General features: G+C 30.9%; 24 protein-coding genes and 1 riboswitch. Of the genes, 9 read left to right on the top strand and 15 right to left on the bottom strand.

Translation table 11 applies throughout. The annotated features are described in order from the left end of the window. The first annotated feature begins 100 nt into the window (after positions 1–100). Positions 101–1,546 (top strand): DEAD/DEAH box helicase, encoded by a 1,446-nt coding sequence (locus tag BUA92_RS08205; RefSeq protein ID WP_073018555.1) that lies wholly within the window; start codon positions 101–103, stop codon positions 1,544–1,546. Between the two features lie 44 nt (positions 1,547–1,590). Here the strand turns inward: BUA92_RS08205 and BUA92_RS08200 are convergent, their stop codons facing one another. The 3 genes from BUA92_RS08200 to BUA92_RS08190 form a co-directional block, all read right to left on the bottom strand. Then, positions 1,591–1,794: a hypothetical protein gene (locus BUA92_RS08200; protein WP_021800858.1), complete on the bottom strand. Its 204-nt coding sequence runs from the start codon at positions 1,792–1,794 to the stop codon at positions 1,591–1,593. Between the two features lie 57 nt (positions 1,795–1,851). Beyond that, on the bottom strand, positions 1,852–2,733 hold the full coding sequence (locus BUA92_RS08195; RefSeq protein WP_242950109.1) for a 50S ribosomal protein L11 methyltransferase: 882 nt from the start codon (positions 2,731–2,733) through the stop codon (positions 1,852–1,854). A gap of 69 nt (positions 2,734–2,802) precedes the next feature. Further along, the gene (locus BUA92_RS08190) at positions 2,803–4,065 is read right to left on the bottom strand and encodes a metallophosphoesterase (protein ID WP_073018553.1); all 1,263 of its coding nucleotides are present in this window, start codon (positions 4,063–4,065) and stop codon (positions 2,803–2,805) included. 161 nt (positions 4,066–4,226) lie between these two features. Between BUA92_RS08190 and BUA92_RS08185 the strand changes: the two genes are divergently transcribed. The 4 genes from BUA92_RS08185 to BUA92_RS08170 all read left to right on the top strand — a co-directional run bounded on the left by BUA92_RS08185 (position 4,227) and on the right by BUA92_RS08170 (position 5,900). Beyond that, positions 4,227–4,784 carry a hypothetical protein gene (locus tag BUA92_RS08185; RefSeq protein ID WP_073018551.1) on the top strand — a complete coding sequence of 186 codons (558 nt, stop codon included), beginning with the start codon at positions 4,227–4,229 and terminating at the stop codon, positions 4,782–4,784. A 90-nt stretch (positions 4,785–4,874) separates the two neighbouring features. Then, the gene (locus BUA92_RS08180; RefSeq protein ID WP_021800854.1) at positions 4,875–5,051 is read left to right on the top strand and encodes a spore coat associated protein CotJA; all 177 of its coding nucleotides are present in this window, start codon (positions 4,875–4,877) and stop codon (positions 5,049–5,051) included. Between the two features lie 10 nt (positions 5,052–5,061). Next, positions 5,062–5,319 carry a spore coat protein CotJB gene (locus BUA92_RS08175; protein WP_021800853.1) on the top strand — a complete coding sequence of 86 codons (258 nt, stop codon included), beginning with the start codon at positions 5,062–5,064 and terminating at the stop codon, positions 5,317–5,319. A gap of 20 nt (positions 5,320–5,339) precedes the next feature. After that, complete coding sequence (locus tag BUA92_RS08170; protein ID WP_073018548.1) at positions 5,340–5,900, top strand: manganese catalase family protein; 561 nt, start codon at positions 5,340–5,342, stop codon at positions 5,898–5,900. Between the two features lie 81 nt (positions 5,901–5,981). Here the strand turns inward: BUA92_RS08170 and feoB are convergent, their stop codons facing one another. Continuing rightward, positions 5,982–8,141 carry a ferrous iron transport protein B gene (feoB, locus tag BUA92_RS08165; RefSeq protein WP_073018546.1) on the bottom strand — a complete coding sequence of 720 codons (2,160 nt, stop codon included), beginning with the start codon at positions 8,139–8,141 and terminating at the stop codon, positions 5,982–5,984. A gap of 13 nt (positions 8,142–8,154) precedes the next feature. Then, a complete protein-coding gene (locus BUA92_RS08160) occupies positions 8,155–8,376 on the bottom strand; it encodes a FeoA family protein (protein ID WP_073018544.1) in 222 nt (73 codons plus the stop codon). 144 nt (positions 8,377–8,520) lie between these two features. Here BUA92_RS08160 and BUA92_RS08155 point away from each other — a divergent pair, with 144 nt between their 5' ends. After that, positions 8,521–8,991, top strand: a complete 471-nt coding sequence (locus BUA92_RS08155) for a metal-dependent transcriptional regulator (protein WP_073018542.1) — start codon at positions 8,521–8,523, stop codon at positions 8,989–8,991. 60 nt (positions 8,992–9,051) lie between these two features. Beyond that, positions 9,052–9,363 carry a hypothetical protein gene (locus BUA92_RS08150; protein WP_073018540.1) on the top strand — a complete coding sequence of 104 codons (312 nt, stop codon included), beginning with the start codon at positions 9,052–9,054 and terminating at the stop codon, positions 9,361–9,363. A 41-nt stretch (positions 9,364–9,404) separates the two neighbouring features. Here the strand turns inward: BUA92_RS08150 and BUA92_RS08145 are convergent, their stop codons facing one another. The 6 genes from BUA92_RS08145 to BUA92_RS08120 form a co-directional block, all read right to left on the bottom strand. After that, positions 9,405–9,731, bottom strand: a complete 327-nt coding sequence (locus BUA92_RS08145; protein WP_073018537.1) for an energy-coupling factor ABC transporter substrate-binding protein — start codon at positions 9,729–9,731, stop codon at positions 9,405–9,407. After that, positions 9,731–10,483: an energy-coupling factor ABC transporter permease gene (locus tag BUA92_RS08140; RefSeq protein WP_073018535.1), complete on the bottom strand. Its 753-nt coding sequence runs from the start codon at positions 10,481–10,483 to the stop codon at positions 9,731–9,733. Before BUA92_RS08140 ends, BUA92_RS08145 begins: the two co-directional genes overlap by 1 nt. A gap of 26 nt (positions 10,484–10,509) precedes the next feature. Beyond that, positions 10,510–11,331 carry an energy-coupling factor ABC transporter ATP-binding protein gene (locus tag BUA92_RS08135; RefSeq protein WP_073018533.1) on the bottom strand — a complete coding sequence of 274 codons (822 nt, stop codon included), beginning with the start codon at positions 11,329–11,331 and terminating at the stop codon, positions 10,510–10,512. A gap of 12 nt (positions 11,332–11,343) precedes the next feature. After that, a complete protein-coding gene (cbiQ, locus tag BUA92_RS08130) occupies positions 11,344–12,177 on the bottom strand; it encodes a cobalt ECF transporter T component CbiQ (protein ID WP_073018531.1) in 834 nt (277 codons plus the stop codon). A 323-nt stretch (positions 12,178–12,500) separates the two neighbouring features. Next, a riboswitch (cobalamin riboswitch) is annotated at positions 12,501–12,686 on the bottom strand. Between the two features lie 67 nt (positions 12,687–12,753). Further along, positions 12,754–13,302, bottom strand: coding sequence for a BMC domain-containing protein (locus tag BUA92_RS08125; RefSeq protein WP_073018528.1), 549 nt, complete (start codon positions 13,300–13,302; stop codon positions 12,754–12,756). A 1-nt stretch (position 13,303) separates the two neighbouring features. Next, on the bottom strand, positions 13,304–14,632 hold the full coding sequence (locus BUA92_RS08120; RefSeq protein WP_073018526.1) for a 4Fe-4S dicluster domain-containing protein: 1,329 nt from the start codon (positions 14,630–14,632) through the stop codon (positions 13,304–13,306). 473 nt (positions 14,633–15,105) lie between these two features. On the opposite strand from BUA92_RS08120, the gene BUA92_RS08115 reads away from it, so the two are divergent. Next, the gene (locus tag BUA92_RS08115; protein ID WP_073018525.1) at positions 15,106–15,348 is read left to right on the top strand and encodes a hypothetical protein; all 243 of its coding nucleotides are present in this window, start codon (positions 15,106–15,108) and stop codon (positions 15,346–15,348) included. A gap of 53 nt (positions 15,349–15,401) precedes the next feature. Further along, a complete protein-coding gene (locus BUA92_RS08110; protein WP_073018524.1) occupies positions 15,402–16,094 on the top strand; it encodes a DUF2461 domain-containing protein in 693 nt (230 codons plus the stop codon). Between the two features lie 294 nt (positions 16,095–16,388). Here the strand turns inward: BUA92_RS08110 and BUA92_RS08105 are convergent, their stop codons facing one another. The 4 genes from BUA92_RS08105 to BUA92_RS08090 form a co-directional block, all read right to left on the bottom strand. Next, positions 16,389–17,042, bottom strand: a complete 654-nt coding sequence (locus tag BUA92_RS08105; RefSeq protein WP_073018523.1) for an ATP-binding protein — start codon at positions 17,040–17,042, stop codon at positions 16,389–16,391. Then, positions 17,042–17,437 carry a hypothetical protein gene (locus BUA92_RS08100; RefSeq protein WP_073018522.1) on the bottom strand — a complete coding sequence of 132 codons (396 nt, stop codon included), beginning with the start codon at positions 17,435–17,437 and terminating at the stop codon, positions 17,042–17,044. Before BUA92_RS08100 ends, BUA92_RS08105 begins: the two co-directional genes overlap by 1 nt. Before the next feature lie 142 nt (positions 17,438–17,579). Beyond that, positions 17,580–18,653 (bottom strand): NADH:flavin oxidoreductase, encoded by a 1,074-nt coding sequence (locus BUA92_RS08095; protein ID WP_073018521.1) that lies wholly within the window; start codon positions 18,651–18,653, stop codon positions 17,580–17,582. 19 nt (positions 18,654–18,672) lie between these two features. Continuing rightward, positions 18,673–19,251 (bottom strand): TetR/AcrR family transcriptional regulator, encoded by a 579-nt coding sequence (locus BUA92_RS08090; RefSeq protein WP_073018520.1) that lies wholly within the window; start codon positions 19,249–19,251, stop codon positions 18,673–18,675. Positions 19,252–19,502: the final 251 nt, after the last annotated feature.

Raw genomic sequence — 19,502 nt, 5'->3', positions numbered from 1 at the left:
TAAAATTTCTTAAGCAATAGATAGAGAAAGTATTTTACTTTATAGGGTATAATGTTAATATAGTAGATACGTTATGAATTTATAGAAAAAGGTGAAATTGTTGAATAATATTAATTTTAAAGATTTTAATTTAAATCCTAATATTCTAAAAGCTTTAGAGGAATTAGGATACTCAAATCCTACAGACGTACAGAAAGAAGTTCTTCCTATAGTACTTCAAAAGAAAGACTTAATTGTAAAAGCTCAAACAGGTAGTGGAAAAACTGCTTCCTTTGCAATACCTCTATGTCAATCTATTGATGTAGAAATTAAAAATCCTAAGGCACTTGTATTAACACCAACTAGAGAACTAGCTGTCCAAGTTAAGGAAGACATAAATAACATAGGTAGATACAACAAGATTCGTTCTGTTGCTATCTTTGGAAAGCAACCTATAACTAATCAAATAAATGAACTTAAACAAAGAGTTCATGTTGTTGTTGGTACTCCAGGTAGAACTCTAGATCATATTAAGCGTGAAACTTTAAATGTAAGTGAAATAGAATATCTAGTTTTGGATGAAGCTGATGAAATGTTAAGTATGGGCTTTTTAGAAGAAGTTGAAGAAATTTTATCTTATCTTCCTAAAAAGAGAACCACTTTGCTATTTTCTGCAACTATTCCGGAGCAAATTAAAACAATTTGTGATAGACATATGAAGTCTCCTAAAAATGTTGAAATAACTCCAAACAAGCTTACTGTTGAAAATATAAAGCAAGGATACTTTGAAGTAAAAGATGAAGATAAGTTCTCTTTACTTGAAAAATTACTTATTAAAGAAAACCCTGATAGTGCAATACTTTTCTGTAGAACAAAAGAGAATGTAGATACACTTATTTCTAAACTTGAAGGAAAAAGATATCCATCAAAAGGACTTCATGGAGGTATGCTTCAGCCAGAAAGATTGAGAACTATAAATGAGTTTAAATCAGGTAAGTTTAGATTTCTTATAGCTACTGATATAGCATCAAGAGGTCTTGATATAGATAAGGTTTCTTTAGTTGTAAACTATGACCTTCCTATGGAAAAAGAGAAGTATGTACATAGAATTGGAAGAACAGGGAGAGCTGGAAACTCTGGAGTTGCCTTAACTTTTAAAACTCCATATGAAGATAGATTCTTTCAAGAAATTCAAGATTATATAAGTTATAAAATTCCTAAACTTTCTCCACCTAGTAGAGAAGAGTTCCTTGCAAATAAAGAAGACTTCAAGTTAAAAAATGAAAACTTCAAAAAAGTTACTATTAGTAAAAAGAAAGAAGTTTCAAAAGACATTACTAAGATATACTTAAACGGTGGAAAAAAGAAAAAGATACGCCCAGGTGACATAGTTGGTGCGATATGCAGAATCCCAGGAGTTGAACCTGATGATATAGGTATAATAGATGTATCTGACAATGTATCCTATGTTGACATTATGAATGGTAAAGGTGATTTAGTTTTAAGAGAACTAAAAAATGCAACGATAAAAGGAAAAACTCTGAAGGTTGAAAAAGCTAAAAGTTAGTCTAGAAAAGATGAGCACTTTATAAAAATGCTCATCTTTTAATTTTAGCTTATATTCATATTACACTTAACACCATTTCTCCTTAGTTCATCTGCAAGTGCAACTTTAAGTTTTTTGATTATAGTACTCTTAATTTCGCTTTCCACCTTGCCCCTAATCAAATCTTGTGGAACAAAACCAGGAATTCCATGATTAGCTGCTACCTCACCAGGATTTTTAACATCAATGGTTATTGAAATATTTATCATAACCGTCCCCTAAAAAATTATTACTGTACTATATTTATGCTGAAAACGCAAATAATATTATTTATTTTTTATTAATACAGCTGTTACCCACTCATTGGTTTTTGTACTTTTATCTAATGTATATCCGTAGCTTTTAACTATATCTAAAACTTTTTCACTACTCCACTCAACCATACCAGAAACGAATAATAACCCCTTTGGTTTTAATACCTCATTTATAAAATCCATTGAAGATAGAGTTTCTTCACCACCAATATTTATAAATACAACATCAAACTTACCTGAAACTCCAAAAGTCTTTGATGTGACATCACTTATAGCAACTTCTATGTTGTCAATATTATTTAACGATGCATTATATAGTACTTCTTCCGTAACATCTCTAATATCTAAAGCAACTACTCTATCCGCATTTTTTATAGAAGCTGCTAAACTTAAAATCCCTGAACCAGCTCCTAAATCTAAAACTGACTCTCCTTGAAAATCTCTATCTAAAATATAACGTAACAAGTCTTGAGTAGTTTCATGAAGACCTGTTCCAAAAGATCCTTGAGATTCAAAATTAATCTTATTTAAACTATTTGGTGAATAATCCTTTTCTGCTATTATCCATCCATTATTTAAATCTATAGGTTCAAAACTTTGTTGCCAGTTGTCTTCTGAAACCTCTACTAGCTCCAAAGTCTCTTCAATCTCAAATTCATCTTTTATCTTATCTACTAATTTTCCCGCTTTTGACCTATCCTCATCATAAAAATATACATGTAAATCTATCTCTTTATCCTCTTTTTCAAAATACCCATACCCATTATCGTCAACTGTGACCTCATAAGGTACATCATAATAGGTAGATGATACCCCTAAAATCTCTAGTTTTTCTATTGTTTCGTTGATTAAAGAATTCTTAACCCTTAATAAAACTTCAAAAATAACAATCACTCCTACTCCATATTTTGCTTCATTAGTATTTTACACATATTTTGTAGGTTTTTAAACATATATATAAACTTAATCAAAATCTATACTGTTTTCTTCTATTCTTGATATTGAGAGAAGCTTGTTAAAGTTCATTAAAGAATCAGCTATACTTAAAGTCTTAAAGTCAGTCTGCAGATAGTTTTCACTCTTATTTCCAAAGGATTCTATGGCTTTTATTCTAACAGTATACTCTGTGTTTGGAAAAAGCCCTTTTATCTTAAAGCTTAATCTTGACTTTATATATTCCATATAAAAATCTGAAAAAATCATCATTTTTTTTAACTCTTTATTGTTATTTTTATTAACAACACTGATCTCATAGGAGTGAATGAAATCATCATGTATAGCTTGAGTGAAACTTATCTTTGCAACATTATTAGTAACATATTTAATGTGAACTGAACTTTCTTTCTTAAAATAAGGCTTTTTTCTTAAATCCCTTCTATTATCTATATATAGAAAGTTGTCCTTATTTGATGGTTCATTTATTATCCATCTATCCTCATTAACTTGGTTTTTTGTAAAATCAATAGTAGATATCTTTACCACATTATCCTCTGATACTTTTACTATTAATCCTTGTGATACCTTGCCTGCCTTTGGCTGAATTGTCCCGTTAACCTTCCCCCTTTCTAACTCCATATAGCTAGTCGAGCCAGCACCTACAGAAGTAAAGTCTTTTTGATGAATGCTTCTTTCATCATTCAAAGGGTAATGAGAATGTCCAGAAAAATTTATTACTTGAGGGAAGTCCTTTAAAACTTCATATAAATCCTTGTTTCCCCAAGCCTCACTTCCATAAACAGTATTTTCAATATGCTGATGAACACCTAAAAATATAGGTTTCTTAGAATCATCATTTCTAGCTACCTCAAGTTCATTTTTAAGCCAAGCTAAAAGTTTTTTACTAAATAATCCGCTTAATCTTTTTCCTTCTGTACTAATTGAAATAAAATGATACCCTTTTATAACTTTGTGTGAATTAATGTCTTCATTTAAATTATCTTTAAATCTTTTTTGTGCTGCTTTAATTGATACCCCACCCCAGCAGTCATGGTTCCCCATTAGAAATATCTTTTCTCCTAAAAACTCTGAATACTTATTATAAATCTTGCTAAACTTCTTGTATTCTTTCTGTCTTCCACTATTAGTTATATCTCCAGTAATAATTAATGCATCTAAATTTTGTTGATATTCCTTTAATCTACTTAATGCTAAATCAAGTTTTTCATCTTCTTTAGAATTATGAGCTTTTACATGTATATCACTTATTACTGCAAAATTTAATTCCACAAAATCATCCTCCAAAATTTATTTCTAATATCAATTTAACAAATGAATGTTAATCAAAGATGTAAACTATGTTAAAACTACAAGAACCCATTTTATAAATAATAAATAGTATATATTAAGAAAACAGAATTACTCTGTAGAAATCTTAGGAGGCAAAATAAGTGTCTAAGAAGCATGATAAAACTAGTGGCTCAAAAGATACTAAGAAATCTAAACATAATAATCCCCCAGATGTAAACAAAGACAATTTTTCTAATAATTCAAATAAAAATAATCAGTCTTCTGATGATTCTACGAACTTTGATCCAGCCCAATATAGACACGATATGGGAGAATTAGTTCTTCTTAATGATCAGCTTTATGCAGTTTATACAGGATTAGCATCTTATTTGTTTTTACTTAAAGCTACTCAAGAATCCATAGACCAGATAGTTATCAAATATCAAGGAGGAGATGTATCAAAGCTTCGTAATCCTGCAATAGATGCAAATTTATCAACTATTTTTATTTTCTTTACTCTACTTCAATTTACTAAAATAGGTTATTCAAGATTTGTACAAGTTTCTCGTGAATATGAAGAAGGGACCACTGATATTCATCCTAGATTTAGGCAAGAGATACTTTATGGTCAGATAATAAGTGTTGCAAATATTATTGATCAAAGAATAAGGGAATTAAACTCTCCTTACTCACCAATATTAACTCCATTCCCTGGTTAATGTGTTCCTCTATTTGTAACAATAATAAACACAATTTCATAAATTGTATTGATTGGTAATATAAGTAAATTAATTTAGGAGGCCCCTATTATGTATGATAATAACGAAAGACATTCGAGTAAATCTCATAAAGAACACAAAATGGATTATGCTAAAGCCTATGTAAGACTTCAGCCTTTTGAAAATGTCTATGATGCAGATACTTCTCTAAAACGTGGAACTATATTTAGAGATTTAGACAAACCTTATGCTAAACAATTACTTTAGGAGGATTACAATGGATAAAAAAGATCTACTAAAAAAAATTCAAGAAGTTGGATTTAGTCTTGTTGATGTAAATCTATATCTTGATAACTATGAAGATAATAAAGATGCCCTTGAATACTTTAACTGCTTGTCAAAAGAACTTATGGATTTAAGAAAAGAATATGAAAAGAAATATGGTCCACTAACAAACTATGGTATACAAACTGCAAAAGATTGGGATCAATGGGTTTCTGGTCCTTGGCCTTGGGAACGTAAATTTAATGATTAAAATTTGGAGGGAAAATTTTTATGTGGTATTATGAAAAAAGACTAGAATATCCTGTGGACATAAAACAACCTGACCTACGCTTTGCTAAACTAATCTTAACTCAACTAGGAGGACCTGATGGCGAATTAGGTGCATCACTTAGATATCTAAGTCAAAGATATACTATGCCTACTGGAAAAACTAAAGGACTTTTAACCGATATTGGCACGGAGGAACTAGCTCACATCGAGATAATCTCTGCAATGATGTATCAACTAACTAAAGGTACTTCTATAGATGATCTAAAAAAACATGGTTTTGATACAAATTATGCAGTCCACGGAAAGGCTATATATCCTTCTGATCCAGGAGGTGTTCCATTTACAGTTGCTTATTTCCAAGCTACTGGTGATCCAGTTGCAGACCTAACTGAAGATATGGCTGCCGAACAAAAAGCAAGGGCTGCATATGAAAGACTAATTCTTTTAACAGATGATCCTTCTGCTAAAGATGTTTTAAAGTACTTAAGAGAAAGGGAAGTTGTACATTTTCAAAGATTTGGTGAAGCTTTAGTAATGGTTCAAGATCACTTCCAAAAATAAATTTGTAGTGTAAATTACTTATTTTATTACTTATAATTACACATAAAACTCCCATTGAAATTTCCTTCAATGGGAGTTTTATTATACAAAAAGCTTGTAAATTGTAGTTGTTATAAAACACAAACCTATTCCTATAACTGTTGGAAGTATTGCTGCTAAAATTGTCCATTTTATGCTTCCAGTTTCTTTTTTTATAGTCAATAATGTTGTTGCACAAGGCCAATGCAGTAAGGTAAATATCAGCACATTTAATGCTGTTAGTGTGGTCCAGCCATTAGCCACTAGTATTTGACGAAGAGAATCTATGCTCTCAAACTCCACCATAGATCCTGTTGATAAATATGCCATAAGCAGTATAGGTACAACTATCTCATTTGCCGGTAATCCTAAAATAAAAGCTAATAATATAAATCCGTCTAATCCTATATATTGTGCAAATGGATTTAGGAAGTTTGCTACATGGCTTATTATACTCATATCACCTATATAAATGTTACCAAGTATCCAAATAGCAACTCCTGCTGGTGCAGCTATGGCTACTGCTCTTCCTAAAACAAATATTGTTCTATCTATTATTGAAGTATATAAAACACTTCCAAACTTCGGTTTTCTATAAGGTGGTAATTCTAATGTAAAACTTGAAGGAATCCCTTTAAGAAGAGTTTTAGATAATAAATATGATACCCCCAATGTTATAAAAATTCCTAAAATAACTATTAATGAAACCATAAGTGCAGGTATTATACTTGATTTATCATTTATTGTTGCAACTCCAAAAAATACAGTAGAAACAGCTATCAATGTGGGAAATCTACCATTACATGGTACTAAGTTATTGGTTAGAATAGCTATAAGTCTTTCCCTTGGAGAGTCTATAATTCTACAACCTATTACTCCAGCTGCATTACATCCTAACCCCATACACATAGACAAACATTGTTTTCCATGAGCACAAGCTTTTTTAAATACATGATCTAAATTAAATGCTACTCTAGGTAGATATCCAAAATCCTCTAACAATGTAAATAGAGGAAAAAATATTGCCATAGGCGGAAGCATAACAGAAATAACCCAGGCCATGGTTTTATATAGCCCTAAAATCAAAACTCCATGAAGCCACTCTGGTGCATTTAGTTTAATGAAAATATCGGTTAATACATCTTGAAATTTAAATAACATATCAGCTAACATTTGTGATGGGACATTAGCTCCTGCTATGGTTATCCATAAAACAACTGCTAACATGAGCATCATAAGTGGAATTCCAAATCTCTTTGAGGTTATAATGTCATCTATTTTCTTATCCCTATCAACCTTTTTATTCGATATTTTTACATAACTGTCCCTTAAAAGTTCTGCTTGTTTATAGTTTTTAGAAGTTATATCTTCTCGTATCTCTTTATTATTAATTGAATCGATCAAATCTTTGTTCTTTTCTATAATTTTCTTTATTTCATCATTTCCTAAATACTCTTCTACACCCTTTATTATAGATTCATCACCATCAATCAATCTTAATGATAACCATCTATAGTTTAAATCAATACTTAATTTCTCAACATCCTTTTGAATTATATCTATAACTTTTTCAATTTTAGGGTCATATTTTATATAATTATGCTTAACCGTCCCCATTTTTTTTGAATCTTTCTGCTTAACTGTCCCCAAATTTTTAAGCTTTTCAGCCACCTTTTTATCTATTTCTTCCTTTAAGTTATCCATTCCTATATTGTTTCTAGCAGAGGTTAAAACAACTGGAATTCCTAGATCTTTTTCTAAGCCTTTTCCATCTATAGTTATTCCTTTTCTTTCTGCTTCATCTATTAGATTTATACACAAAATCACATCGGAGGTTATCTCCATAACTTGAAAGGCTAGATTTAGATTTCTCTCTAAACTGGTTGCATCAACTACAACTATAGTTAGGTCAGGTTTTCCAAAACATATAAAATCTCTTGCTACAGCTTCCTCAACAGAGGTTGCAAATATAGAATAAGTTCCTGGAAGATCTACTAAAATATATTTTTTGTCTTTATATTGAAATTCACCTCTAGCATTAACTACCGTTTTTCCTGGCCAATTCCCAGTATGCTGATGTAACCCAGTTAAGGTATTAAATACAGTGCTTTTGCCAGTATTAGGATTACCAGCTAATGCAATTACATACTCTCCGTCATTTTTATCTATATTAAACATGTCTTTTAAAGCATCTTTTTTAACAGATTCATAAGTAAGCCCCATAATATTTACCTCCTTATGCAACTTCTATTAATAAAGATTCTTCTTGTCTAAGAGCAATCATGGTTTCTCTTACCTTAAAAACTGTAAGATTATTTTTAGGCCCTTTTCGAATAATTTCAATAACTGTCCCCTTAACAAAACCTAAAGCTAACATTCTTTCTCTCATTAATCCATCGCTTAATAAATTTTTGATCATAACTTTTTCTCCAACTTGAAAATCACATAATCGTTTCATAATCTTACTCCTATCGATTGTTTTATTACTTAGGTTAAACATCTTAACCTAAGCTAACTCTTACTTAATAACCATAGTATGTATTTTATCTAAAGTAGTGAATATATTTTATTAATGGAGAACTAATAATAAGGATGGTTTTAAATGCAGGAAAAATTTTTTACCTTCTCTCAATATATGAAAAATGACACTAACATAATTTCAGCTTCTGCTGAAGATTACATAGAGATGATTTATAGGCTTTCTCTAAAAAATGGTTTTACAAGGGTGAATGAACTTGCGATTTCATTAAATGTTCAACCACCTTCTGTAACTAAAATGGTAAAGAAATTATCTTCTCTTAATTTAATCAAATATGAAAAGTATGGAGTCATAATATTAGAAGAGGAAGGAAAGTATATTGGAAAGCTTCTTTTGAAGCGTCATAACACTATCGAAGATTTCTTAAAACTATTAGATATCAATGATAAAGTTTTAGAAGAAACAGAAAAAATGGAACATACTATAAGCAATGATGTACTTAGTGGAATATGTAAGCTTTTAGATTTCTTTGAATCAAATCCAAGTTTAAAGGAAAAGTTATCAAAACATATTAGAAGTGATATTGAAGAATAGCATCTTATTAATTTGGATAATATAACCTTATAAGCTACTGTTGTTGGAAGGAATGATATTATGAACACAGAAAACCCTATAGTATGTACAAAGTGTAATACTAAAGATTTTGTAATGAAACGTGAAGCTACTTACTTATACACCTATGATATAGATAATACGAATATCTTAAAATCACTTATGAATACTGAAGAAACGCCTTATACCTTTAATAATAGAGAGATGGTCGGAGAAGATGATTTTCTTATATGCAAAAATTGTGGTGAACGATACTCTTACTCTTTAGATAAAGTTAATTCAAAAATCAAACTAACAATTGTTCAAAGAGCAATTAGATCTGATCATCAAGATGTACCTGAATTTTTAGGATGATAGAACAGATGGGCCTAAGCTTAGGCCCATCTGCTTATTTATTAAACTATCTTGTTACTTTCTAGTTTTTCTTTTTTAGTTCTTTCAACAAATCGGCCCATGAAGAAGGCAATTATCCCCACTCCTATAGCTGTTTGTACACAAAATAATAAACTTTCAGTTTCCCCTGGAATTTCTCCACCTATCCATCTTTCCATAACAGGCGTCGCCCATGGTTCATATTCTTCCCCTGTGATTTCAGAAATAGCTTGGCTCCCAGCATCATCAGAGCCTCCAAATTCAGCACCTTTTAAAATAAATAGTGGTACAAGAACAATCAATATAGTAATAAGTAATAGTATGATAACTTTTTTCTTAGTTTTTGTCATTATTTCTCACTCCCCTTTAAAAAACCTATACCTTTTAACTCTGACTTTGCATATGTCTCAAGACCTATGATAATAATTACGCTTAAGATTCCCTCAATGATTGCAAGTGGAACTTGAGTAGGTGCAAACACTCCAAGGAACTTAACTGTCGATGCTAAAACACCACCACTTTCAGATGGGTATGCAATTGCAAGTTGAATACTTGTTACACAATAAGTAAATAAGTCTCCTAAAGCCGCTGCTAAAAAAATTGAGAAGTGTTTATTAACCTTTGATTTTTGAAGCAACTTATATATTCCATAAGCTAGGAATGGACCAGCGATAGCCATAGAAAAAGTATTAGCACCAAGAGTTGTTAAACCACCATGAGCAAGTAATATAGCTTGAAATAAAAGTACAATTATCCCAAGAATACTAACCATGCTTGGTCCAAATAAAATAGCACCAAGACCTGTGCCTGTCATATGAGAAGAACTTCCTGTTACTGATGGAATTTTTAAAGATGAAAGCACAAAAACAAAGGCTCCTGCCATTGCAATAAGCGTTATAGATCTTCTATTTTCTACTATGTTTTTTTTAAGTGAAATATATCCTAAAACTAAAAATGGAATACTTATAACTCCCCATAAAATACAGTACTTTGGTGAAAGGTATCCTTCCATTATATGCATAGCATTTGCTGCTGGCGTTATTCCAAAAATTATTGCAAAAGCTATTGCAATAATTATAAATTTCTTTTCCTTTTTATTCATATTATTTTCCCCCTTGATTTCTTAATCTAAAAAATTTTCTTTAATTCCTGAACTGTTTTAGGATAGAGATTTTCATTTTTTAACAACCCTCTTTCTAAAAGTAGTTCATGCATCTCTAACATAGTTGGCTTTTTAAGATTTGCCTTTTCTAAAACTTCTTGATCCTTAAATATCTCTATAGGTGTACCATCAGCTATGATTTTTCCATCAGAAAAAACAACAACTCTCTCTGCCCATCTATAAACAAAATCAACATCATGAGTAGATATCAGCATGGTCTTTCCTTCTAAGCTCAGCTTGTCTAAAACTTCCTCAAGCATTTTGGAGTTTACAGGGTCTAACGATGCTGTAGGTTCATCAAAAATTATGATTTCAGGTTTCATAGCGATTATATCTGCAATGCTTACTCTTTTCTTTTCTCCTCCACTTAAATAATGAGGAGGCCTATCTTGAAAATCTAATAGGTTCATGTACACTAGGGCCTGATGCACCCTATCTAGCACCTCTTGTTTTGAAAGTTTTAGGTTCATGGGTCCAAAGGAGACTTCTGATTTTACAGTAGATGCTATTATCTGATTATCAGGATCTTGAAAAACAATCCCTATATTTTTTCTTAGCTCTTTCATGTTTTTCTTGTTTATGATAGTACCTCTATATGTGATTTCTCCATCATCAGCCATAAATACCCCATTCATGTTTAAGAAAAAAGTTGATTTCCCAGAACCATTAGAGCCTACTACTGCTATTTTTTCTCCTTCATAAACCTCTAGATTTACTCCCTCTAAAGCAACTTTTCCATTTCCATAGGTGTAATGTAAATTATCTATTTTTAATATTACTTTCTTCATAAAAATCTCCTCTTATTTTGTAAAACTCCAAAGTCCAACTAAAAAAATTATAAACACAGATGCCCAAAACACTAGCTTTTTATCTAACTTTTTTTCTTCCTCTAAAAATATAAGTTCCCCCTCATAACACCTTGCTTCCATGGCATCATAATAAGCATTTGCTTTCTTGAAGGAAACAATCAGCATGTTGCTCCCAATCCTTCCAAAGGTATAATAAGAAGTTTTGATATCACAGTACCCAAGACGGGCCTCTGCTGAATTTTTCATTTTACTTGATACATCCATCAAAATGAAAATATATCTATAAATCATATTCATAAGTTCTATAATAAGTTTTGGAACATGAGCCTTTCTAAGTACATATATGATATCTGAAGATGGAGTCGAAAGTGACATCATTTGAAGAGCACTAATAGCTCCTAAAATCTTCAAAAGTAAAAATACCCCTTTTGTAAGCATCTCTTTTGAAGTAAACACATACCCAATACCTAAATAAAGGTTGTACTCTCCTATTGGATTTCTTGAAATATCCACACTTATGGTAAAAATACTTATTAAAATAAAAACAATAGGAATCATAAGTACCGATAGATAATCTCTTAAAGAAAGACCCCCTTTTATAATAGTAAGATAGGACATTCCCAAAATTACTGAAACAGATACGTATGGGTTATCTAATAAAATACACACAGCTATCACGGTCATTGAAAAAATCATCTTAAAGCTTGAATTCCAGTTTTTTATCTTTGAAGTATAAGCATAAAAATCAATTGAAATATTTTCTCCATGCTTATGCCTTATTCTTTTTTTATGCTCTTTTTTCTTTAAGATATTGTTTTTTTCCACCTAATGACTCCTTTGAATCTTATTTCATCTACTCTACAAGCCTTAACCCTATTCATAAATACTTAAATTCCCCCTTATCTATATACTAATAATATTGAATCTTTATACCCAAGCGCACACATTATTGCTGTAGAAGCTTTAATGTTCTTCTACAGCAATAATTTTAAAAGGATTTTAATGAAGTCTTTGCAAGACTTCTACAGTAATAATGTGCAAAATAAAAAGCCCCTCTAACTCAAAGTTAGAAGGACACAACAAAAAACTATACCTATATAAGTATATTAAGTACATATTTATTATGACTCCTCCATCGCTCGTAGAGACTTTAGTCAAAAATATAGGCAGGTCTTCTGACTCAAAGATCATAATTTAAGTACGTCTTCCCTAAAACTTAAGTGACATCTTGTACCTAAACTCCCTTAATACAGCTACGGGATAGCTCAGGATTTTCACCTGATTCCCTTTTAATCAATCGCGTTACTGATTAAACCTATATTTCATTATTAAATTTACTAATAGATTCCAATATTATCATGGTAAGAATACCATTATTATGCTGAAAAATCAATACTACATTTAAAATAGAGTTTGAATAAGTCTATCAGATGGTGATGGAATAACTTCAGCATTAACAAGTAAACCCTTCTGTTCCATCTCAGCTTTCCCTGCTTCTATCCCTACTTCCACTGCTCCTACATTACCTGTAAAAGTAAAATATGATTTTCCGCCAAGGCCTGTACCAAGCCTAAGTTCTATAGGTTCTAAGCTGGCAGACTTTAAGATTTTATCTGCTGCAACTACCATGTTAGCTATTGAAAAAGCTTCAATTACACCTAAAGCTTGAACTTTCTCTGGCATTGTTGCTCCAGTAATTGCAGGAAAAACTAAAGGACTTACATTTGGTATTATTATTGAATCAATCCAAAACTCATCTGCGGTTTTTTCTCCAACACTTACTGATTCCTTAACTGACTCCACATCTCCAGTAACTATTGCAATATATTTTCCTGGACATGTGGAACTTGCAGTAACTATCTCGACATCAGAAACCTTAACCATTTGATCTGAGGAAAAAATACCTCTTGATATACTTGTAAATTCAACTATTCCTATTGCGTTAGCCATATTAATTCCTCCTTATAGATATAAACTCATTTGTGATTTCTGTTATAGTTCCTGATATACTTGCATGAATAGGTGCACCTAAACTGCCTTCTGGTATACCTCCTATTAAATCTCCTTCTTCAACATGGGCCCCTACTGAAACAACTGAAGTAGCTGGAGCACCAACATGTTGACTTCTTAGTACATGTACCTCTTCAGGTTCAACAAAACCATCCATGAAAGGCGCAGGTCTATCAAAACTTTTTAATCCAAGTCTCGCAATAAGTCTTTTACTTGGTACCAATCTATATTGACGGGCCTTTCTTGGTTCAAACTTATCCTTGATGGGCCTATACTTAATCTTTTGCTCAAAAAGCTTTTCTTTAAAATATACATTAGAGGCCTTAGGATAAAGTCCTGCGGGGCAAGAAAATAACTCACATAAATTACATTGACAACATAGTTGAGCATTTTTTTGCCCTTCAACATTTTCAAAATTATAGGCCATAGCTCTCATCATCTTATGAGGTTGAGTATCATGTCCTAAAAGATAACGTGGACACATATCTGTACACATTCTGCATTGTTCACAAGAAGCTCTATTTACTCTTCTAGCTTGATTCATTTCTGTTGATTTTTTACGTATTAAGGAATGTTCTTTTTTAAGTATTACAAATCCCTTATTTTTCTTAGTTACATATCCATCTAGATTTTTCATAACTGGGCCCATCATAGGTCCACCATCAATTACTGCATAATCATCAAAATCTGTTACCCCACTAAGTTTTAATACATCCATTATCTTAGTACCAACTGGTACACAAGCTGTTACTGGACTTGGTACATCACCTGAGACAGTTATATATTTTCTAGTTACTGCTTTTCCAAGTGATGCATTATAAATGTTTAGTGAAGTTTCGCTATTTACAACCACACATCCTACTTGAATGGGAATTCCAGCCTCAGGAACAACTCGTCCTGTTAATTCATAAACTAAAACCTGTTCATCTCCAGCTGGATAGATATCTTGAAGTTCTTTAACCTCAATCTTTTCATTAAGGTTAAGTTCAATTATTCTATTTCTCAAAATAGAAATTACCTCTTTATGTTTTTCTTTTACTCCTATAATTCCTTTCTTTGCTGAAACTAATTCTCTTGCAGCTTCAAACCCCTTAATTATTTCATTAGGGTAGATTTTCATAAGCTGCTGATCCACCCTTAATAATGGTTCACATTCTGCTCCATTTAATAATATAAATTCTGCCTTACCAGATAGTTTTGCATGAGTGGGAAATCCTGCCCCTCCTGCACCAATAACTCCTGCATCTTTTACTTTATCTAAAAGATTCATAGTTTGCACTCCCCCCCTTAATTTTATAATGTCTAGTGTTGTTAATTAATTACCTTAATGAAGTCTCTGCAAGGCTTCTACGGTAATAAGACTAAAAGGATTTCTACAGTAATAATGTTAAACGGACTTTAATGAAATCCTTGCAGGATTTCTACAACAATAATACTAAAAGGATTCTAATGAAATCCTTACAGGATTTCTACAGCACTAAGGTGTATAACGTTTTCAAGTTGTCTGTTTAAGGGTATTGTAGCACAAATTTAAAGTTGACAGTTAGTAATATTAAGTACTCTTGAAGGTCTGTTTTTTACCTAAAAAAGTCTCTATGAAAATTTAAGTACTCCACCTATTCCTTTTTAAGACCTTGGTCGATTATTACTAAATTTCGTGCTTTTATTACATAATTTTAGCTTGTACGTATATACATGGTATAATATAGTAAAGATTATTTATATTAAAAGGAGGAGTTATTTATGTTTTCATTTAAAAAAGAAGATGTTTGGATTGGCTACTCTTTAAAGGATTTATCAAAAGTTATTAGAGTATTATTAGATAATAATATAGAATATACAAACAATAAAGTTAGTACCTTAAGAAATGATGAAAATACAAATTTAAGAAGATATGATGAAACCCAATATACTATAACTGTAAGTAAAAGAAATGCTAAGGAAGCTAAATATCTTATAAATAATGTTTTAAGTAAAGATGTCTAACTAGTGCTTTCTTTTAATTATCTATTATAAAATACATAAAAGGAGGCTTTCCTATGTCAACTATAAATGAGAGAAGCTTTGAAGGTTTCTCGAATGAAACTATAGATTTTTTAAAAAATCTAAAAGAAAATAATAATAAATTGTGGTTTGAGGAAAATAAAGAAAAATATATACATCATTTACTTACTCCAATGAAATACTTAGTTATGGATTTAAGCAGCTTTATCCTCTCTATTGACCCGTTACTGGAGGTAACTCCATCTTCTGGATACACAATCTCAAAAATTTACCGTGACACAAGATTTTCAAAGGATAAATCTCCTTATAAAATTAGGATGTGGATAACTTTTAAAAGAAGATCAAAAGAATGGTCCTCAAATCCAGCCTTCTTTTTTGAGTTGTCTCCTGATTCCTATAGATATGGAATGGGTTTTTTTCAAGCTAACCCAACTACTATGAAAATATTTAGAGAAAATATTGATACCTCCTTAGATAAATTCAAAAATGCAATCTCTTTTTACTCAAAACAAGATGTTTTTGTTGTTGAAGGAGATAAATATAAACGAATTTTAGACAAAGAAAAAACTGAAGATATAAATGAGTGGTACCAAAGAAAAAACTTATATTTAGTTTGTAATAAAGAAATAGACAACTTATTATTTTCAAAAGAACTTGTTGATAAATTAATCGCTGATTTTAGCTTAATAAAAGACTTTTATACTTATCTGAACCAGCTTAAAGATTAAATAAACCATATTTTTAAATAAAATCTAATAAAAAATAAATCCCCCTATTGTGTTTAGAAAACTCTATTGTTATAATATAATTACAAGCTGATATTACAATATAAGTTTTATCTACAAACTCTTATACATATGAAGTTATATACGCAGTTTTAATGTAGCAATTATCAAAATATAATTTATTTCAATATTCATATTAAGAATGCAAGTTTTCAGCTTGCAGGCAGAGTTTGTAAACGACTTCCCTAAAAATGTATATTATAGGAATAGGATTCTTTATGAAACCTATTCCTTTTTTTATATAAGTTTGTATTTTTGCTTTCTACTCCTTATGTTTGATGGTACAGTATAAGTTATTAACTTATGTTCTAACAACTTACAAATAGCTCTTTTTAGATTCCCACTCTTATCTCCATATCCTAGATAGTTTGATAGTTCTTTCTTTGATAAAGGTCCCTGATCCAAAAGTTCTAATATCTTCTCTTCTCTTTTGTTTAAAAGAATATTTCTTTGTTCCTTTTTATTTGATTGCACAACTTGTTTTTCTTTTTCATCCATAAAATGAGAATTTACATATAATTTGACCATGAAATATGATCTCTTCTCATCAGTTTCAAATATAGGTTCTTTTGAATTATTATTTTTCATTGCTTTCATGATTTTTGATAGACCTGTAGCTGTCCCCCTTGATAACTTAAGGTTTTTTAAACTTTCACCTATTCTCTTGTTTCTATATCTTCTAACTAAAACTTCGCCTTTATATATATCCTCTTTTTTTATAAACTTATCTGGTCCTGGATAATTTATAATAACAATTTTCTCCCTATCTATTTTTATTTCTGTAGGTGTAGCATTTAAATAGTCTCTATGATAAAAAGCATTTACAACAGCTTCTTTTATCGCCTCTAATGGATAGTTGTAAACTCTCCCCCCTTCTATATATTTTAACATTATCCGTAGGTTTCCATATATCTTAAAACCGCTCTTATATTCTCATGAATAGGCCCATCAAAAGTCTGTACTATGATCTCATCAGAAGTAAGTCCTACAATGTGTACCAACTGCAACTGACATCCTTGAATAAAGTTTTCTGGTTTCTCATTAAACATCAAAAGTCCTATGTTTTTAGGTTTTAGTTCATCATCAATCATATCTAGCTCTTTTAGTAACTTTTCTTTTGAAGTCTTTAGTCTTTCTTCAAATAATGGGCTTTCTATATCATAAAGATATTGTCGTATGAATCCCAATCTTAAATCCTCAATATTTCCTTTTGGATGTACCATGTCATCATAAGAAGTTACTTCAAACTCATTTATTTTTACCTTGTTGCTTTCATATTTTCTCATAGATCTCATCATCTCCTAATTAAAGTTCCATGTATTATATGTTAAGGTATTAATTTCGGTTAAAAAGACAAAAAACTCAGCTTCACTGAGTTTTTTATTTTTAATATTGATTGTATCAATCAAAATATCATACTATATGATTTTATTTATTAAATATGCATTTTGTTTCTGCACCAAAACACTTGGTACATGAAATACATTTTGCTGGTGTCTTATCACCACTTATCCAACGATTAACAAGCTCTGGTTCTCTTATGAAAGGTCTACTAAGAGAAACGTACTCAATTTTTGTTTCCTTAATAATATCTGTTAAGTTATCTATATCTCTATGACCTCCAACACATATAACTGGAATGTCAACTTCTTCTGCAATTTCTTCTGCATACTTTCTAAAATATGCTTCTGTTTCTGAAGTTACTCTTCTAATTGTTCCTTCATTAGCTCTAGATCCTGCTGTCCCCCCGCTAATTTCAACAGCACTTAACCCTGCTTTCACTAACACTTTACAGACATACTTACACTCTTCAAGATTTAGTCCTTGCTCCATAAAATCTTCACAATTTATTTTTGCTAGAATAGGATAATCAGGACCAACTGCTTCTCTAATACCGCTACAAATCTCCACAACCACTCTTGCCCTATTTTCTATATTTCCACCATATTCATCAGTTCTTCTATTAAAATAAGGAGTTAAAAAGCGGCTAAGTAAATATCCATGTGCTACATGTAATTGCACTCCATCAAAACCAGCTTTTTTTGCTCTTACTGCTCCATTAATAAAGCTTTCTTTCATAATTTCTATATCATCTTTAGTCATTTCTTTTATTCCAGGCATTGATGCTAAATCTTCAATTACAGTTGGTGCCCATAATGCACCTTCATTATTACTTCTGTTTTGGGCTCCATTACAAACAAGTTGCATAATAATATTAGCATTATGCTTATGCACAGCATCTGTAAGTTCTTGGTACTCTGATATAAAGGAATCATTATAAATTGCCATTTGTCCTGGAACAATTTTTTCTATATCTGTTACATTTGTTAACCCAGTTATAATGGTTCCAACGCCGCCTTTTGCAAGTTCTTCATAATGATTAACAAGCTTTTCTGTAACATGTCCTAAGCTATCAGCTCTACCATCATGGGTTGCTGAACGAACAAATCTGTTCTTCATATTCATTCCTGACAATTGTGTTAAATCAAATAATGTTTTCATAAAAATACTCTCCTCTTAATTAATTTTTAAACATTGCTAATAAATTATCTACTATATGATGTAACTTTTCTTTGCTCACTGAAGTTCTAGTATATACCCTAATTCCAAGCAGTGTGCTATGTAAAATTCCCGCTAAATCATCTGCATTAAAGTTTTTTGAAAATTCTCCTGTCTGTTGTCCTTTTCGAACAAGTTCCGCAAAAAGACTCTCTGTTCTTAAAAAAGACTCTTCTGTCTTTTCCTCAACCTCTCTATCTCTTAGCGCCAGTTCAGTAGTTGCATTTACAAGTAAACATCCTAATGATTTATCTTTTTCTCCTCCAATAGCATATTCAAAAATAGTTTCTATAGCTTTACTTGAAGTTTCAGCATTTAGCGTTTTTTCTTTTATCTTCTCTTGGATATATTCTTTATAGCAATCTATAGCTTTAAGATATAAGGTATGTTTATCACCAAAGGTATCATATAAACTTTTTCTATGTATTCCCATATGATCCACTAAGTCTCCCATAGATGTCTTCTCATAACCTTGCTCCCAAAATAATTCCATCGCTTTATGAAGAGCAACTTCTTCATCAAACTCTCTGCTTCTTCCCATTTTTACCTCCAATCATATACTTTCTTTATTTGAACTTATTTTTATAATTTAAAATTAAAGAATGACCGTTCTTTAATTTATATACTGAGTATATCAATAAGAGAATGAACGGTCAAGTATTTTTTTTGTTTAATTGAATTGTTAAAACCCCAATATAACAATCACTACAAATGATCTCGTTATATTGGGGTTTTATAATGTTTTTATTTCACTATGACTGTATAGTATTTACACAAAAACTCTCTCTAAAA

Source organism: Clostridium intestinale DSM 6191 (genome assembly GCF_900130055.1).
In the GTDB taxonomy this organism is placed as follows: Bacteria; Bacillota; Clostridia; order Clostridiales; family Clostridiaceae; genus Clostridium_T; species Clostridium_T intestinale.
Note: the sequence above shows the minus strand (reverse complement) of the source record. Positions and strands in the feature narration are given on the sequence as shown.

Excerpts from the sequence above, each read along its gene's own strand:
- BUA92_RS08145 (WP_073018537.1), bottom strand. The coding sequence starts at position 9,731 with ATGACAAAAACTAAGAAAAAAGTTATCATACTATTACTTATTACTATA.
- BUA92_RS08170 (WP_073018548.1), top strand. The coding sequence starts at position 5,340 with ATGTGGTATTATGAAAAAAGACTAGAATATCCTGTGGACATAAAACAA.
- BUA92_RS08125 (WP_073018528.1), bottom strand. The coding sequence starts at position 13,302 with ATGGCTAACGCAATAGGAATAGTTGAATTTACAAGTATATCAAGAGGT.
- BUA92_RS08105 (WP_073018523.1), bottom strand. The coding sequence starts at position 17,042 with ATGTTAAAATATATAGAAGGGGGGAGAGTTTACAACTATCCATTAGAG.
- BUA92_RS08155 (WP_073018542.1), top strand. The coding sequence starts at position 8,521 with ATGCAGGAAAAATTTTTTACCTTCTCTCAATATATGAAAAATGACACT.
- BUA92_RS08110 (WP_073018524.1), top strand. The coding sequence starts at position 15,402 with ATGTCAACTATAAATGAGAGAAGCTTTGAAGGTTTCTCGAATGAAACT.
- feoB (WP_073018546.1), bottom strand. The coding sequence starts at position 8,141 with ATGGGGCTTACTTATGAATCTGTTAAAAAAGATGCTTTAAAAGACATG.
- BUA92_RS08120 (WP_073018526.1), bottom strand. The coding sequence starts at position 14,632 with ATGAATCTTTTAGATAAAGTAAAAGATGCAGGAGTTATTGGTGCAGGA.
- BUA92_RS08090 (WP_073018520.1), bottom strand. The coding sequence starts at position 19,251 with ATGGGAAGAAGCAGAGAGTTTGATGAAGAAGTTGCTCTTCATAAAGCG.
- BUA92_RS08100 (WP_073018522.1), bottom strand. The coding sequence starts at position 17,437 with ATGAGAAAATATGAAAGCAACAAGGTAAAAATAAATGAGTTTGAAGTA.
- BUA92_RS08160 (WP_073018544.1), bottom strand. The coding sequence starts at position 8,376 with ATGAAACGATTATGTGATTTTCAAGTTGGAGAAAAAGTTATGATCAAA.
- BUA92_RS08095 (WP_073018521.1), bottom strand. The coding sequence starts at position 18,653 with ATGAAAACATTATTTGATTTAACACAATTGTCAGGAATGAATATGAAG.
- BUA92_RS08135 (WP_073018533.1), bottom strand. The coding sequence starts at position 11,331 with ATGAAGAAAGTAATATTAAAAATAGATAATTTACATTACACCTATGGA.
- BUA92_RS08180 (WP_021800854.1), top strand. The coding sequence starts at position 4,875 with ATGTATGATAATAACGAAAGACATTCGAGTAAATCTCATAAAGAACAC.
- BUA92_RS08150 (WP_073018540.1), top strand. The coding sequence starts at position 9,052 with ATGAACACAGAAAACCCTATAGTATGTACAAAGTGTAATACTAAAGAT.
- BUA92_RS08140 (WP_073018535.1), bottom strand. The coding sequence starts at position 10,483 with ATGAATAAAAAGGAAAAGAAATTTATAATTATTGCAATAGCTTTTGCA.
- BUA92_RS08115 (WP_073018525.1), top strand. The coding sequence starts at position 15,106 with ATGTTTTCATTTAAAAAAGAAGATGTTTGGATTGGCTACTCTTTAAAG.
- BUA92_RS08175 (WP_021800853.1), top strand. The coding sequence starts at position 5,062 with ATGGATAAAAAAGATCTACTAAAAAAAATTCAAGAAGTTGGATTTAGT.
- BUA92_RS08200 (WP_021800858.1), bottom strand. The coding sequence starts at position 1,794 with ATGATAAATATTTCAATAACCATTGATGTTAAAAATCCTGGTGAGGTA.